General features: G+C 63.4%; 20 protein-coding genes. 12 read left to right on the forward strand and 8 right to left on the reverse strand.

The features are described 5' to 3' along the window. Positions 1 to 22: 22 nt before the first annotated feature. The 9 genes from J6524_RS25155 to J6524_RS25195 all read left to right on the forward strand — a co-directional run bounded on the left by J6524_RS25155 (position 23) and on the right by J6524_RS25195 (position 7465). Positions 23 to 610 carry a dioxygenase family protein gene (locus J6524_RS25155; RefSeq protein WP_225675545.1) on the forward strand — a complete coding sequence of 196 codons (588 nt, stop codon included), beginning with the start codon at positions 23 to 25 and terminating at the stop codon, positions 608 to 610. Between the two features lie 169 nt (positions 611 to 779). Then, on the forward strand, positions 780 to 932 hold the full coding sequence (locus J6524_RS25160; RefSeq protein ID WP_225675547.1) for an aa3-type cytochrome c oxidase subunit IV: 153 nt from the start codon (positions 780 to 782) through the stop codon (positions 930 to 932). Positions 933 to 1068: 136 nt separating this feature from the next. Further along, a complete protein-coding gene (locus J6524_RS25165) occupies positions 1069 to 2196 on the forward strand; it encodes a Re/Si-specific NAD(P)(+) transhydrogenase subunit alpha (protein WP_225675548.1) in 1128 nt (375 codons plus the stop codon). Positions 2197 to 2207: 11 nt separating this feature from the next. Further along, positions 2208 to 2525, forward strand: coding sequence for a proton-translocating transhydrogenase family protein (locus J6524_RS25170; protein WP_225675551.1), 318 nt, complete (start codon positions 2208 to 2210; stop codon positions 2523 to 2525). Positions 2526 to 2569: 44 nt separating this feature from the next. After that, entirely contained in the window at positions 2570 to 3967 is a 1398-nt protein-coding gene (locus J6524_RS25175) for an NAD(P)(+) transhydrogenase (Re/Si-specific) subunit beta (RefSeq protein ID WP_225675552.1), read from the forward strand. A gap of 18 nt (positions 3968 to 3985) precedes the next feature. Then, positions 3986 to 4792 carry an alpha/beta hydrolase gene (locus tag J6524_RS25180; RefSeq protein ID WP_225675554.1) on the forward strand — a complete coding sequence of 269 codons (807 nt, stop codon included), beginning with the start codon at positions 3986 to 3988 and terminating at the stop codon, positions 4790 to 4792. A gap of 54 nt (positions 4793 to 4846) precedes the next feature. Beyond that, entirely contained in the window at positions 4847 to 5944 is a 1098-nt protein-coding gene (locus J6524_RS25185) for a calcium:cation antiporter (RefSeq protein WP_225675556.1), read from the forward strand. 18 nt (positions 5945 to 5962) lie between these two features. Beyond that, positions 5963 to 6247, forward strand: coding sequence for a cupin domain-containing protein (locus tag J6524_RS25190; protein WP_225675558.1), 285 nt, complete (start codon positions 5963 to 5965; stop codon positions 6245 to 6247). A gap of 201 nt (positions 6248 to 6448) precedes the next feature. Next, complete coding sequence (locus J6524_RS25195) at positions 6449 to 7465, forward strand: hypothetical protein (protein ID WP_225675561.1); 1017 nt, start codon at positions 6449 to 6451, stop codon at positions 7463 to 7465. Between the two features lie 119 nt (positions 7466 to 7584). Here J6524_RS25195 and J6524_RS25200 read toward each other — a convergent pair whose 3' ends face one another. Together J6524_RS25200 and rpsU are read right to left on the reverse strand one after the other, a co-directional pair. Next, positions 7585 to 8223 (reverse strand): tetratricopeptide repeat protein, encoded by a 639-nt coding sequence (locus J6524_RS25200; protein ID WP_225675563.1) that lies wholly within the window; start codon positions 8221 to 8223, stop codon positions 7585 to 7587. Between the two features lie 175 nt (positions 8224 to 8398). Further along, positions 8399 to 8695 carry a 30S ribosomal protein S21 gene (gene rpsU / locus J6524_RS25205; RefSeq protein ID WP_225675564.1) on the reverse strand — a complete coding sequence of 99 codons (297 nt, stop codon included), beginning with the start codon at positions 8693 to 8695 and terminating at the stop codon, positions 8399 to 8401. Positions 8696 to 8951: 256 nt separating this feature from the next. Here rpsU and aqpZ point away from each other — a divergent pair, with 256 nt between their 5' ends. Further along, positions 8952 to 9674, forward strand: coding sequence for an aquaporin Z (aqpZ, locus tag J6524_RS25210; protein WP_225675566.1), 723 nt, complete (start codon positions 8952 to 8954; stop codon positions 9672 to 9674). 20 nt (positions 9675 to 9694) lie between these two features. Here aqpZ and J6524_RS25215 read toward each other — a convergent pair whose 3' ends face one another. After that, on the reverse strand, positions 9695 to 10798 hold the full coding sequence (locus tag J6524_RS25215; protein ID WP_225675568.1) for a 5-(carboxyamino)imidazole ribonucleotide synthase: 1104 nt from the start codon (positions 10796 to 10798) through the stop codon (positions 9695 to 9697). Continuing rightward, positions 10795 to 11274, reverse strand: a complete 480-nt coding sequence (gene purE, locus J6524_RS25220; protein WP_225675570.1) for a 5-(carboxyamino)imidazole ribonucleotide mutase — start codon at positions 11272 to 11274, stop codon at positions 10795 to 10797. Before purE ends, J6524_RS25215 begins: the two co-directional genes overlap by 4 nt. Positions 11275 to 11426: 152 nt before the next feature. On the opposite strand from purE, the gene J6524_RS25225 reads away from it, so the two are divergent. Then, a complete protein-coding gene (locus J6524_RS25225) occupies positions 11427 to 12107 on the forward strand; it encodes a GGDEF domain-containing protein (RefSeq protein ID WP_225675572.1) in 681 nt (226 codons plus the stop codon). Positions 12108 to 12250: 143 nt separating this feature from the next. Here the strand turns inward: J6524_RS25225 and J6524_RS25230 are convergent, their stop codons facing one another. The 3 genes from J6524_RS25230 to J6524_RS25240 form a co-directional block, all read right to left on the reverse strand. Then, positions 12251 to 12502, reverse strand: coding sequence for a hypothetical protein (locus J6524_RS25230; RefSeq protein WP_225675574.1), 252 nt, complete (start codon positions 12500 to 12502; stop codon positions 12251 to 12253). A gap of 23 nt (positions 12503 to 12525) precedes the next feature. Beyond that, the gene (locus tag J6524_RS25235; protein WP_225675576.1) at positions 12526 to 12738 is read right to left on the reverse strand and encodes a hypothetical protein; all 213 of its coding nucleotides are present in this window, start codon (positions 12736 to 12738) and stop codon (positions 12526 to 12528) included. A gap of 203 nt (positions 12739 to 12941) precedes the next feature. Next, positions 12942 to 13148, reverse strand: a complete 207-nt coding sequence (locus J6524_RS25240) for a YdcH family protein (protein ID WP_057851906.1) — start codon at positions 13146 to 13148, stop codon at positions 12942 to 12944. Positions 13149 to 13386: 238 nt separating this feature from the next. Here J6524_RS25240 and J6524_RS25245 point away from each other — a divergent pair, with 238 nt between their 5' ends. Then, the gene (locus J6524_RS25245) at positions 13387 to 13572 is read left to right on the forward strand and encodes a YdcH family protein (RefSeq protein WP_225675761.1); all 186 of its coding nucleotides are present in this window, start codon (positions 13387 to 13389) and stop codon (positions 13570 to 13572) included. A gap of 84 nt (positions 13573 to 13656) precedes the next feature. Here J6524_RS25245 and J6524_RS25250 read toward each other — a convergent pair whose 3' ends face one another. Next, positions 13657 to 14760 carry an NAD(P)/FAD-dependent oxidoreductase gene (locus tag J6524_RS25250; protein WP_249789614.1) on the reverse strand — a complete coding sequence of 368 codons (1104 nt, stop codon included), beginning with the start codon at positions 14758 to 14760 and terminating at the stop codon, positions 13657 to 13659. Between the last annotated feature and the right edge of the window lie 21 nt (positions 14761 to 14781).

Consider the following 14781-nt stretch of genomic DNA (forward strand, 5'->3'; position numbering starts at 1 on the left):
GGTGACAAGAGGGGAGTGCCCCATGATTGACACCCCGACACGACGCGCGGTGCTTGGAGCGGGCGTCTTCGCCGCCGGTTCGCTGCTCACCATCGACGCTGGCATTGCCGAAGCCCCGCTGGCCCTTACGCCCGCATGCCATGACGGCGACGCCGCCACCTTGGCGCAGACCGAAGGGCCGTTCTTCAAGCCATCCTCGCCGGAGCGGATCGAACTGATTGAAGAGGGCATGGCGGGACAACGGATCGAACTGGCCGGCTTCGTTCTGACCCGCGCCTGCAAGCCGGTCGCCGGAGCCTTGCTGGATTTCTGGCAGGCCGACGACCAGGGCCGCTACGACAATTCCGGTTTCCGCCTGCGCGGCCATCAGTTCTCCGACGCGGAAGGGCGCTACCGGTTGCGCAGCATCGTGCCCGGCGCCTATGTCGGCCGCACGCGCCATATCCACGTGAAGGTGCAGCCGCGCGGCGGCCGCGTGCTGACCACCCAGCTCTATTTTCCGGGCGAATCGCTCAATCGCACCGACGGCCTGTTCCGCCGCGAGCTATTGGTGCGCACGGCCAAGAACGCGGGCTGGCTCGCCGGGCGTTTCGATTTCGTGGTGGCCTAGGAGCGGCTCGCCTTCCGTCCGAGTTAGTCGGGCCCCGAAACGGCTTCGTTGCCTGCTGGATCCGGGATAATTGGCCTTCCGAATGACCCGATAGGCAAGGGACCGTTGCCCTCCCAAGGGCTTTGCGGTAATTGCACGCGAGAAACGCGGATTTTCACTGGGGATACCGATGGCAGACCATAGCGAAGTTGCCTACACGACCGCCGACGGCAACGATTATGAAGCCCACGAGCAGACCTATGAAGGGTTCATCATGCTCGTCAAATACGGCACGGCCGCGGTCGTGATCATCGTCGCCCTGATGGGCTATTTCCTGACCTGACGCATCTCTGGCTGCACCGCCGGCAACGGCGGTGGCCAGAATTCTGCACGCATGCCGGTTGCGAAACCGGTATCCAACTAAGCGAAAAAGACGCTAGTTTGCTTGCGCGCGCGCCCGCCGCGCCGGGGGAGGCTCCATGAAGATTGCGATTGCCAAGGAAATCGATCCGTCCGAACCGCGCGTTGCCGCTTCCCCCGATACCGTGAAGAAGTTCAAGGCGCTCGGCGCCGAAGTCGCGATCGAGCCGGGCGCGGGCATCAAGTCGGGCCTGCCGGATTCCGAATTCACCGCGGTCGGCGCCACCGTCAGCGCGGACGCCTTGAAGGACGCCGACATCGTCATCAAGGTGAAGCGGCCCGAAGCCAGCGAACTCGCCAAATACAAGCGCGGCGCGCTGGTGATCGCGATCATGGATCCCTACGGCAATGAAGCGGCGCTGAAGACGATGGCAGATGCCGGTATCTCGGCATTTGCGATGGAACTGATGCCGCGCATCACCCGCGCGCAGGTGATGGACGTGCTGTCCTCCCAGGCGAACCTCGCAGGCTATCGCGCGGTGATCGAGGCGGCCGAAGCCTTCGGCCGCGCCTTCCCGATGATGATGACCGCGGCCGGCACCGTGCCGGCGGCGAAGGTATTCGTGATGGGCGTCGGCGTCGCCGGCCTGCAAGCAATCGCGACCGCGCGCCGACTTGGCGCCGTCGTCACCGCAACCGACGTGCGCCCGGCCACCAAGGAGCAGGTCGAATCGCTCGGCGCCAAGTTCCTCGCCGTCGAGGATGAGGAATTCAAGAACGCGCAGACCGCCGGCGGCTACGCCAAGGAAATGTCGAAAGAGTATCAGGCCAAGCAGGCCGCGCTCACCGCCGAGCATGTCAAGAAGCAGGACATCGTCATCACCACCGCGCTGATCCCGGGCCGCCCGGCGCCGAGGCTCGTCAGCGCCGAGATGGTAAAATCGATGAAGCCGGGCTCGGTGCTGGTCGACCTCGCCATCGAGCGCGGCGGCAATGTCGAGGGCGCGAAAGCGGGCGAAGTCGTCGAGGTCGATGGCGTCAAGATCGTCGGCTACACCAACGTCGCCGGCCGCGTGGCGGCCTCGGCATCCGGCCTCTATGCCCGCAACCTTTTTTCCTTCATCGAGACCCTGGTCGACAAGGCAAACAAGGCGCTCGCGGTCAATTGGGACGACGAACTGGTGAAAGCCACGGCGCTGACCAAAGACGGCGCCGTCATTCATCCGAACTTCCAGCCGAAAGCCTAAGGAGAGAAGCCATGGAGCATATCGCTCAAGCCGTCGATCCCTTCGTATTCCGGCTGTCGATCTTCGTCCTCGCCGTATTCGTGGGCTACTTCGTGGTCTGGTCGGTCACGCCCGCGCTGCACACGCCGCTGATGTCGGTGACCAACGCGATCTCCTCGGTAATCGTGGTCGGCGCGCTGCTCGCGGTCGGCGTGCCGATGATCTCGAGCGGCAGCGGCTGGGCACGCGCGTTCGGCTTCGTCGCGCTGATCTTTGCCTGTGTGAATATCTTCGGCGGGTTCCTTGTCACCCAGCGCATGCTGGCGATGTACAAGAAGAAGGCCAAGTGAAATGGCGTGCACCTCGCGGGTGACGAAGACAATGGGGACCTGAGATGAACGCCAATCTGGCTGCACTGCTGTATCTCGTGGCGGGCGTGCTCTTCATCCTGTCGCTGCGCGGGCTATCCAGCCCCGCGACATCACGCCAGGGCAATCTGTTCGGCATGATCGGCATGGCGATCGCAATCGGCACGACGCTCGCGAGCCATCCGCCGGCTGACGGCGTGGCCTGGCTATTGGTTGTGCTCGGCATCGCCATTGGCGGCGGCATCGGCGCTGTCATCGCGCGGCGGGTGCCAATGACATCGATGCCGGAACTTGTCGCGGCCTTCCACTCGCTGGTCGGCATGGCCGCGGTGCTGGTCGCCGCGGGCGCCTTTTACGCACCGGAAGCCTTCGATATCGGCAAGCCCGGCGCCATTCACGCCTCCAGCCTCGTCGAAATGTCGCTTGGCGTCGCCATCGGCGCGCTGACCTTCACCGGTTCGGTGATCGCGTTCCTCAAGCTTTCGGCTCGCATGAGCGGTGCGCCGATCATTTTGCCATTCCGCCACGCCATCAACATCGCGCTCGGACTTGCGCTAGTGTTCTTCATCTTCGGTCTGGTACGCTCTGGCAGCGCGATCGACTTCTGGCTGATCACCATCATCGCGCTGGTGCTCGGTGTGCTCATGATCATCCCGATCGGCGGCGCCGACATGCCGGTCGTGATCTCGATGCTGAACTCCTATTCCGGCTGGGCCGCGGCCGGCATCGGTTTCACGCTGGGTAACTCCGCGCTGATCATCACCGGCGCGCTGGTCGGCTCCTCGGGCGCGATCCTGTCCTACATCATGTGCCACGCGATGAACCGCTCGTTCATCTCGGTCATTCTCGGCGGCTTCGGCGGCGAGACCGCGGCGGCTGGCGGCGGCTCCGGCGAACAGAAGCCGGCCAAGCTCGGCTCGGCCGACGACGCCGCCTTCATCATGAAGAACGCCTCCAAGGTTATCATCGTCCCCGGCTATGGCATGGCCGTGGCGCAGGCGCAGCACGCGCTACGTGAAATGGCCGACCTGTTGAAGAAGGAAGGCGTCGAGGTGAAGTACGCGATTCACCCGGTGGCGGGCCGCATGCCAGGTCACATGAATGTGCTGCTGGCGGAAGCCAACGTGCCCTATGACGAGGTGTTCGAGCTCGAGGACATCAACTCCGAATTCGCGCAGGCCGACATTGCTTTCGTGATCGGCGCCAATGACGTGACCAACCCGGCCGCCGAGGAAGACAAGAGCTCGCCGATCTACGGCATGCCGGTGCTGCAGGTCTGGAAGGCCGGCACCGTGATGTTCATCAAGCGCTCTCTGGCTTCGGGTTATGCCGGCATCGACAATCCGCTGTTTTATCGCGACAACACCATGATGCTCCTTGGTGATGCCAAGAAGGTGACCGAGAATATCGTCAAGGGGATGTAACGCGATCGCAGGAAATTCATGACCGCGCTGAAATGGCTGCTGATCACCGTCTCAGCCGGTTATGTCTTGGGCCTCATCGCGCTTTTCTTCGCGCAGCGCGCCGTCCTGTTTCCTGCCCCGACGAGCGTGCGTACGCCGCCGCAAGCAATGGGCTTTCCGGAAGCTGAAGAGCACGTTCTCAACACGGCTGATGGCGAGAAGGTCATCGTCTGGCATGTTCCGGCGAGACCCGGCCGCCCGGTCATCCTGTATTTCCACGGCAATGGCGATTATCTCGCCGGCTTCTTCGGCCGCTTTCGCGGCCTGATCGCCGACGGGATGGGCATCGTCGCACTCTCGTATCGCGGCTATGCCGGCTCGAGCGGGCACCCGAGCGAGCAGGGATTGCTGCAGGATGCCGCAGCGGCCTACGCTTTCACGGCAGCGCGCTACCGCGCGGACAGGATCGTTGCGTGGGGATTTTCACTCGGCACCGGTGTCGCTGTTGCGCTGGCGGCTGAACAGCCTATCGGAAAACTGATCCTGGAATCGGCCTATACCTCCCTCGCGGACGTGGGCGCGTCAGCGTTCTGGTTCGCGCCGGTCCGCATTTTTATGCGGGATCAGTTCCATTCGGACAAGCGCATCGCGAGGATCAAGGTTCCGCTGCTCGTCATGCATGGCGCGCTTGATGTCGCGATACCCGTCGCCTTTGGCGAACGGCTGTTTGCGCTGGCGAACGAACCGAAACGGTTCGTCCGCCTAGCGAGGGGCGGTCATAACGATCTGGACAATTTCGGCGCGATTGAAATCGCGCGAAATTTCATCAACCTTGCAGGGGGGTGATGGCCGCTCAGAGGGCGCCTTCGGCCGTCCACGAACTTTCGAGGATTTTTCCGCATGAGCTCATACGGACCGATGCCGAAATCGGCGTGGATATTCCCCGCGCTGGCGGTGCTGTTGTTTGCCACGGCTACCGGCCTCGGGATCAGCTTTACGCCGTCGGTCGGCGGGGGCGTGTTTGCCGTGGTGCTGCTGGCGATCCTGTTCGGCACCGTGTTTGCGGCCGTGCACCACGCCGAGGTGATCGCCGAGCGGATCGGCGAGCCCTACGGCACGTTGCTTTTAACGCTTGCGGTCACCATCATAGAGGTCGCCCTGATCGCAACCATCATGGCCGGCGAAAAGCCGCTGCCGGCACTGGCGCGCGACACAGTGTTTGCGGTGGTGATGATCGTGTGCAACGGCCTCGTCGGCCTCTGCATCTTCATCGGCGGCTTCCGCTACCGAGAGCAGGATGTTCAGGTCTCGGGTTCGAACCTTTATCTCAGCGTCCTGTTTGTGCTGGCGACCATCACGTTGATCATGCCGAACTATACGCTGACGGCGCCCGGGCCGGTCTATTCGGCGGCCCAGCTCGGTTTCGTCAGCGTCATCACCGTCGTGCTCTACGCTTTCTTCCTCTACACCCAGACCATCCGGCATCGTGACTATTTCATCAACCGGGCCGATGGAAAGACATTTGACGAATCCCGGCTGTCCAATCGGATGCTTGTGGTCAGCATCGTGCTGCTGCTGCTGTCGCTGCTGGCGGTGGTGCTGCTGGCGAAAAAATTTTCGGCGACCGTCGATGCGGTAACCGCCATGATCGGCGCGCCGCCGGCCTTCGCAGGCGTGGTGGTGGCGCTGTTGATCCTGATGCCGGAGAGCGTTGCGGCTGTCGGCGCGGCGCGCCGGAACGACCTGCAGAAGAGCATCAATCTCGCACTTGGCTCTTCGCTCGCCACGATCGGGCTGACGGTGCCGGCGGTCGCGGTGGTCGCCTACACGCTCGACAAGCAATTGCATCTCGGGCTCAACGCGCCCGAGATGGTGCTGTTGGTACTGACCTTCGTTGTCAGCATGCTCACCTTCGGCACCGGGCGCACCAACATCCTGTTCGGGCTCGTGCACATGCTGGTGTTTGCCGTGTACCTGTTCATGGTATTCGTGCCGTAATCCCACTGGAGTGAACGCATGCTCGCCGCCAAATCCGACGTTCAGGTCGATACATCAGAAGTCCGCGTCACCGAATGGCGGTTGGCGCCGGGCAGCGCTACCGGCTACCACACCCACGAGATGGACTACGTGATCGTGCCGGTGACCTCGGGCGAGATGACCATCGTCGCGCCGAACGGCGAACGGACGAAATCGCAGCTCGCGGCCGGCAAATCCTATTTCCGGAAAGCCGGCGTCCAGCATGATGTGCTCAACGAGACGGCAAGCGAGATCGTGTTCCTGGAGGTCGAGCTGAAGCCCTGACCATTCATGTCAGGTTCCCAGCTTGCTGAGCGCGGTGGGCTGCCTTCAATGGCGTGGGGAACCGCGGGGCATTTTCCGTCGTCCAACGCCGAGAGCGCGGCGTCTGCACAGGAACTGCTGAATTGCCACCGATCCGTCGCAGTTGATCCCTCAATGTGCCTCAAAGTTCCGGCATTTGGACGACCGTGGGGAGTGCCCTAAATGCTGAATTACCTCAAGAAATTTGCGGTGGACATCTTCCCCTCGGTGGCTGCGACCGTCATCGGGGCGTACATCGTCAATCACTACATCGTGGCCAAGCCGGCGGACGCCCCTGCCGCCGCCGCGGTGTCTGCGGCTAACCCCAAGGGCGACGGCAAGGCTGAAGCCAATGCCGCTGAAGACAAGGCAGATGCCAAGTCTGGCGAGAGCTCAGCCAACGTCAGCAATCTCCCGGCGGCCGGCGTGAAGGCGAGGGGAATCTCCGAGAAGGCCATCATGGAAAAGAACGCCGCCGAACGGTCGGCGGTGGCCGAAAAGATCCAGAAGGCCGATGAGAAGGCTGAGATCAAAGCTGACGCCAAGCCTGATGCGAACAAGGCCGACACGAACAAGCCCGATACGAACAAGTCCGAGGTGAAATCGGCCGAAAGCCCGGCCGACGTCGACCGCCGTCATGCCGCAGCGCCGCGCGAGAAGGAAAAGATTCGCGTGGTGCTGCCGTCGCCCATCCAGCCCGTCAATACTCCGGCGGCTCCGGTTGCGGCGGCTGCGCCGGCCGCACCGCCCGCGCCGGCTGTCCCGGTCGAGACTGCGGCTGCGCCGGAGGAACGTCGCGACGCCAACGACCTGGCGCGCGCTGCGATCGAGCGCTTGCGCGCCAACGGCGAGACCTCGCCGCGCGTTGCCGAACCGGCCCGCGCACCCGAAGCGCCGAAGGTCGCGAACGCGCCCACCACCACGAATGCACCGGCGCTTCGTCCGCTGCCGCCGCCCATCATGATTTCGGGTTCACCGGCTGGCGAGCCGTTTGGCCAGACCCGCTCGCAGGCGCGTCCGCCTTATGCAGAGGCCAACGATCCGAACCGTCCGGTCCCGCCCGCCGATATTCCGACCTCGCGCCCGCTCGATCTGCGTGCCGAAATGGCCGAACCTTCCGTGCGCGAACGCGCCACGGCGGCGGCCGAGGACGCGCTGTCGACCGCCAAGTCGATCTTCCACGCGGTGCTGCCGAAATAATCTACGGCTCTTTGAGCGAAGCGTGCCCTCGGACTTGATCCGGGGGCTTTTTGTTTGGCGCGCGAAAGCGCATCAAGCAGACGGCGGCGAGATTCGGATCCAATCAAATCCGAAGAAGGCTAACCGCCGGTGCGCGCCAGGCCACTTCGCGCAGCTTCATCCTTGGGCCGTAGCGCCAGCGCACGGCCGTACGAGGTGAACGCCTTGGCCTTGTCGCCGAGCCGTTCGTAGGTGACACCGCGGGCTGACCAGGCTTGCGCGCTGCTCGGATCGGCCTGCACTGCTTCGTCGAGATCGGAAGCGGCTTCCTTTGCTTTGTCGATGGCGAGATAGCTGTTGGCACGCGCCAGCAGCGGCTCGACCCGTTGCGGGGTCAGGCCGTTGGCGGCGGTGAAGTCTGCAATCGCCTGCTCATGCTGTTTGTCGGCCTGATAGATCAGGCCGCGGCCATAGAGGGCCTGCACGTTGTAGGGATCGAGCGCGAGCGCGCGGTCGAAGTCCGCGAGCGCTTCCTCGGTCTTGCCGGATTTGGCGAGGGCTTGGCCGCGCGCGGCGTAGCCTTGGGCGTCGCTGACATTCTGTCCGCTGATCGTGCCTGTCGGCTTCTGATCGATTGCCTGCGGCTTGTCCGATCCCCATGATCCCAGATCAAACGAACAGCCACCGAGGGGAATGGTGAGAACAATCGCGAGCAGCGTGATGGGAATGGCCGTGGACCGTGAAGCGCAGTGAAGGGCATTGCAATCCGTAACGGCCATGCAGCGGCTTACTCTCGCGTTCAATGCGCCGTAGGTAGCGTGACGGGCCGCAAAATGCATCGGCCAAAATGGCCCCACCACATGTTTCGTGCAGCCGCTGTTGCGGAGGACGGAACGCGAAAACAAAAACGCGGGCTCGGGGCCCGCGTTTCAGTTCAATCTCTGAAGGACGCGCTCAGCGCGGTCCACGCCCGGCACCCGGGCCACCACGGCCGCCGGCGCGGTCCGCACCTGGGCCGGCGCCGAACACCGGCTTCGGCTTCATCGGCAGCAGGCCTTCACGCTGCAGCTTCTTGCGGGCCAGCTTGCGCGCGCGGCGCACGGCTTCGGCCTTTTCACGGGCCTTCTTCTCGGACGGTTTTTCGTAGTGGCCGCGGAGCTTCATCTCGCGGAAGATACCCTCGCGCTGCATCTTCTTCTTCAGCGCCTTGAGGGCTTGATCGACGTTGTTATCGCGAACGAGAACCTGCACGCGGCATCCTCTTTCAATTGATCGGATCGGAATTCTGGTAAAGCGAAGGGCCGGCGAAAGCCCTGGCCCTTAACCCTGAGCGCGGGCATGTAGCAGACAAAAGCGCAGATGTCCACCTGAGAAGGCGGTTTCTGGCCCGGAAAGGCCCCGAAAATCGGCGGGATTCGGCCGCTGCGAACCCCGAATTCCTCAAATAACGCACCCTTCACGGCGTCCTCCTAGCATCCGGGAACGCAAAAACATGCGGGAGGCGCGTATGAACACCAAGAAATATGCCGCTGAAGCAATCGGCACGTTTTGGCTCACATTTGCGGGATGCGGCAGCGCAGTCATTGCGGCCGGCTTCCCCCAGGTCGGGATCGGGCTCGTCGGAGTGTCTCTGGCATTCGGCCTGAGCGTCGTGACCATGGCCTATGCCATCGGCCACATCTCGGGCTGCCACCTCAATCCCGCGGTTACGGTCGGCCTCGCGGCGGGCGGACGATTTCCGGCGCAGCAGATTCTCCCCTATGTGATCGCGCAGGTGGTCGGCGCCATTGTTGCTGCGGCGTTGCTCTATGTGATCGCAATCGGCGCGCCGGGGTTCGATCTCGGCAAGGGGTTCGCCGCTAACGGCTATGATGCGCATTCGCCCGGCCAGTACACCATGATGGCCTGCTTCATCACCGAGGTGGTGATGACCATGATGTTCCTGTTCATCATCATGGGCGCCACCCACGGCAAGGCGCCCGCGGGTTTTGCGCCGCTGGCGATCGGGTTGGCGCTGGTGATGATCCATCTCGTCAGCATTCCCGTCACCAACACCTCGGTGAATCCGGCGCGCAGCACTGGACCCGCGTTGTTCGTCGGCGGCTGGGCGATAGTGCAGCTTTGGCTGTTCTGGGTGGCGCCGCTGATTGGCGGAGCGCTCGGCGGCGTCATCTATCGCTGGCTCAGTGAGGAGCCCGCCGGCGTTGTCGAAGGCTTGAAAACAGCCTGATCGGCGAAAGCCGGTAAGCGTTATTTCCTGCGCGCCGGGACCACCTCGGTGACATGGCCCATCTTGCGGCCCGGCCGCGGCGCGCCCTTGCCATAGAGGTGGACCGTGGCGCCGGGGACCGCGAGCCATCGCTCGTAGGTCAAGATGTCGTCGCCGATCAAATTGGTCATGGTGATCTCGCCGTGACGAACCGGCTTGCCGAGCGGCCAGCCGGCGATCGCGCGGATGTGCTGCTCGAATTGCGAGATCGAGGCGCCGTCCAGCGTCCAGTGCCCGGAATTATGTACCCGCGGCGCGATCTCGTTGACCAGCACTTTCGGCTTGCCATTCTCGGTGACCACGAACAATTCGACTGCGAGCACACCGACATAGTCGAGCGCGGTTGCGATCTTCTCGGCGACGGCGCGCGCCTCCGCAGCCAGCTCATCCGATATCGCAGCCGGTACGCGCGAGAATTTCAGGATGTGATCGCGGTGCTCGTTTTCGGTGACGTCGTAGCATTCGACTTGACCGTCCACCGAGCGCGCGGCGATCACGGATATCTCGCGCTCGAACGGAACGAAGGCTTCGAGGATCGCGGATTTGGTGCCGAGCTCTTCCCAGATGCGCACGGGATCGTCGCCCTCGCGAATGATCGACTGGCCCTTGCCGTCATAGCCGAAGCGGCGGGTCTTGATCACGGCGGGAAGGCCGATGCGCGCAATGGCGGCCTGCAGCGTTTCCGGCGACGACACATCGGCGTAATCGGCGGTGCCGATGCCGAGGCGCTTGACGAAATCTTTTTCGATCAGCCGGTCCTGCGTGGTTTCGAGGATCGTCTGCGCCGGCAACACGGGACGGCGTGCGGCCAGCACCATGGCGGTCGCAGCCGGCACGTTCTCGAATTCATAGGTGATGACGTCGACGTCGTTGGCGAACAGCTCAAGCGCCTCGACGTCGGCATATTCGGCGCAGGTCGCGTTCAGCACGACGTCGAAGGCGGGCGAGTCCGGGTCCGGTGAAAACACCTGGCACTTGAGGCCAAGGCGCGCCGCCGCCATGGCCAGCATCCGGCCCAATTGTCCGCCGCCGAGAATTCCGATGGTGTCGCCCGGCTTCAGCTTCACCTTGCCTTCAGCCGTCACTCTGGGCGCTCCTTGACCGCATCCGTTTGCTGCTGGCGCCAGGCGGCGAGCCGGCCGGCGAGCGCGACATCATTCAGCGCGAGCACGCTGGCCGCGAGCAGCGCAGCGTTGATGGCGCCGGCCTTGCCGATCGCCAGCGTCCCGACGGGAACGCCTGCCGGCATCTGCACGATCGAGTACAGCGAATCGACACCCGAAAGCACTTTGGATTCGACGGGCACGCCGAACACCGGCAGTTCCGTCAGCGCCGCCGCCATGCCCGGCAGATGCGCCGCGCCGCCTGCGCCGGCGATGATGACCTTGAAGCCAGCCGCCTTGGCGCCCTTGGCGAAGGCAAATAGCCGGTCCGGCGTCCGATGGGCCGAGACGATGCGCTTTTCGCAGTCGATCCCGAGCGCCGTCAGCGTCTCGGCGGCGTGGCGCATGGTCTCCCAGTCGGACTGGCTGCCCATGATGATGGCGATTGGGGCGGTCATCTCGTCAATTCTGTTCGGGAATCCAGAAACATAGGCCGAATTATAGGATCGGCCAGGGGTTCATCCAAGGCGTGGCAAGGGATCAGGAATGGACTATCCTGTCTTGGTGAATCCCGGCAAGCCTTGATAAGCGAGCCTGCACAGGGAAGGCCATGAAGAAAAAAACCAGGGCGAGCGCCTCGGGGGCCAGAAAACGCCCCAAAAGCGCGGCTTCCGGGCGAAAAGTCGCGTCCCGACGGGCATCGGAACAGGTGTCCCGGCCGCCGACGGTATCCAACGGCGCCAGGGCAACGATTCGCCGGCTCAAGGCGGAACTGGCCCGGACCCAGGCGCAGATCGAGGAACTTCAGGCTTCCGCTGATACCGACTACCTCTTGGGCATTGCGAACCGTCGCGGCTTCGAGCGCGAACTCAATCGCGCGATTGCCTATATGAAACGCTACCGCGCCTCCGGCGCCCTGGTCGTGCTCGACGTCGATCGCCTCAAGCCGATCAACGACGCCTTCGGCCACGCCGCTGGCGACCAGGTGCTCAAGGCCATCGTCGCGACGCTAACGGCGCATGTGCGCGCTTCCGACGTCGTCGGCCGTCTCGGGGGCGACGAGTTTGCGCTGCTGCTCTGGAATCTAAGCGAGACCGACGCCAGGGCCAAGGCCGCCGCACTGGAGGAAGCGATCGATAGCCTGACATTCGAGTTCGATGGCCGCACCATCACCGCGGGCGCGTCTGCCGGCGTCACCATTCTCGACACCCACTCCGAAGCGGGCCGCGCGCTGGAAGCGGCCGACAGCGCGATGTATGTGCGCAAGGCGCTGCGGCGGCACGAAGTGTGAAATCGCGCCGCGCCAATTTGCGCGAACGCGCGTTGCAAGCCAGCGGAGCGCGATGATGGAGATAGCAGAGCGCCGGCATGGGAATGCACTACGCGTCGGCTCCGGGTCCGAGATAGAGACGCGCGGTCCAGAAATGCGATCTGTTACAGCTCACTGAGATCATCAGGCACATTGCCGAATTTGCGCAGCAGCTTCGCATCGCTGAATTCACCGAGCATGGGATCGCCACTGCGGCTGAAGGCGATGGCGCCGATGCTGCCGGCCATTCGCGACATGGTTTCGGCGCGCCGCAACGCCGTCGTCGGGCTCTGGCATTCTTCCGCGGTGCCCGCGACCGGCGCGCCGCTATCGTCCTGCAGGAATGGCATTGCGACGTAATAGGTGACATCGGCCATTGTCTTGCTCCTGTTGTGATCGATCAGGCAGCGTCGCTCTCCAGATGAGAGCTTCGCGCCGGCACACAGCCAGCAGCGATGGCTGCCTGCAATTCCTCCAGCTCGATTTCCAGGTACTCGTTTGCCATGATCAGCGCCTTGATCGTCGAGCGCAGATTGCCGTCGCACATCGCGATGGCCTGATCGCAGGCCTGCTCGTAGCGGCTGTTGTCGGAGAGGGGCGGCGTGGTGGACATGGCTGTACTCCCGAGGCTGGCGGCAGAGGCATATGTTCACTTTTTGTTCTCATCAAGTCAAGGCGCATCCGCCGGTCGCAAGCCGGTTTTTTTTCGGCAGGGCGCGCGGCGGGATCGTCGCGCCTGTGGATGTCGGGGAAAGAACTGCCGAACGCGCCAGCGCTTGCGGCGAAGTGAATAGGCCGAACGAGGCGGCGCAGCGATCAGGCGATAATGTCGGGCGTGATCTGGTCTTCGATGAAGGCGATGCGGTCGCGCAGTTGCAGCTTGCGCTTTTTCAGCCGCTGCAGCCGCAACAAATCCGGCGCAGGCGACTGATGCAGCGCATCGATCGCCGCATCGAGATCGCGATGTTCCTGCTGCAGCCGGGCGAGCTCGTTTTCAAGCTCGCGCTCATCATCGTCGGTCATGGTGTAGCTTAGCTGAAAACGCGATGAGGTTGTGAACGGATTTTACTGGCTGGCGATCAATATCGTGCCTGCGGCGCTGCTACGCAAGCTGATCCAGTTCCATACTCACGATTGGTTACAGATAAATCCGAAAATATTGAGAGGCGCGATTTTGGGATACCCATCGACAGATTTGTCGGCTGGTGTACACTCCCGCGTCCGGATCGAATCTGAGGTTCACCCACCGAGGAGATTTCGAATGGCACTACAGGCGCATCTTGTTGAACTTGAACGTAAACACAAGATTCTCGAGAACGAGTTGCACGAAGCGCTCTTGCACCTATCCACAGACGATCTGCAAATTGTCGAGTTGAAGCGCCGCAAGCTGATGGTGAAGGATCAGATCGAGCGGCTGAAACAAACCGCCGACGAAACTCTCCACTAACCAGTCCCACAAAGTATCAAATTCCACACGGCCGGATGGGTGCCGCTGCGCTCATCCGCCTGTAGGTACCGCTTTCGACTTCCATCAAAGCCCTGCGAGGTTGCCGACGTGATCGGCGATCGCGAGCGACGACGTTAGTCCCGGCGATTCAATACCGAACAGATTGATCAGTCCGGCAACGCCGTGATCGGCGGGGCCCTGGATCAGGAAGTCCTGCGTGGCGACGGCCGGCGGCACGATCTTCGGTCGAATTCCGGAATAGCTCGGCATCAGCGCGCCGTCCGGTAGCGTCGGCCAGTAGCGTCGGATCGCGGGATAGAAGCGTTCGGCACGGGCTGGATCCACTGCATAGTCGATGCTCTCGACCCATTCGACGTCCGGACCGAAACGCGCCTGTCCGGCCATGTCGAGCGTCAGATGCACGCCGAGCCCGCCGGGCTCCGGCACTGGATAGATCAGGCGGGAAAACGGCGCCCGCGCGCTGCAGCTGAAATAATTGCCCTTGGCGAGATAAGCGCATGGGATCATCCCGACCGGCATCCCATCGATGCCGCGGGCTACCGCGGGGGCGCCGAGCCCTGCAGCGTTGACGAGCAGGTCGCAGGCAAGCGTCATCGGCGCCTCCCCGCCGGTCTCGATTTCGATCCGGTCGCTGCCGGCCCGGGCGTGCAGCAGCGGCGTATGGAAGGCATAGGCCGCGCCGGCCTCTTCCGCATCGCCGCGCAGCGCCAGCATGTAGGCATGGCTGTCGATGATGCCGGTGGACGGCGAGAGCAGGGCAGCATCGCAGTTCAGCGCCGGCTCCAGCGCCCGCGCTGCCTCGCCCGTCAGCAGTTGCAGATCGTCGACGCCATTGGCCTCGGCATGGGCCCGGATCGACTGCAGCTTCTCGGTTTCGCTCGGTGTCGTCGCCACGATCAGCTTGCCGCAATTGCGATGCGGAATGCCATGGTCGCGGCAGTAACGGTACAGCGCGTGCTTGCCGCTGACGCACATCTGCGCCATCAGGCTGCCAGCGCGGTAATAGATGCCGGCGTGGATCACCTCGCTGTTGCGCGAGGAGGTGACGGTGCCGATGCCCTCGGCGGCCTCAATCACGATGACTTCGCGGCCCGCCTGGGCCAGGCGTCGTGCGATCGCAAGCCCGATCACACCCGCTCCGACGACGACGCAATCAACCTTTTCCATGTCAGCTTCAGGCCCGGGATT

Origin of the sequence: Bradyrhizobium hereditatis, from assembly GCF_020329435.1 — a bacterium.
In the GTDB taxonomy this organism is placed as follows: domain Bacteria; phylum Pseudomonadota; class Alphaproteobacteria; order Rhizobiales; family Xanthobacteraceae; genus Bradyrhizobium; species Bradyrhizobium hereditatis.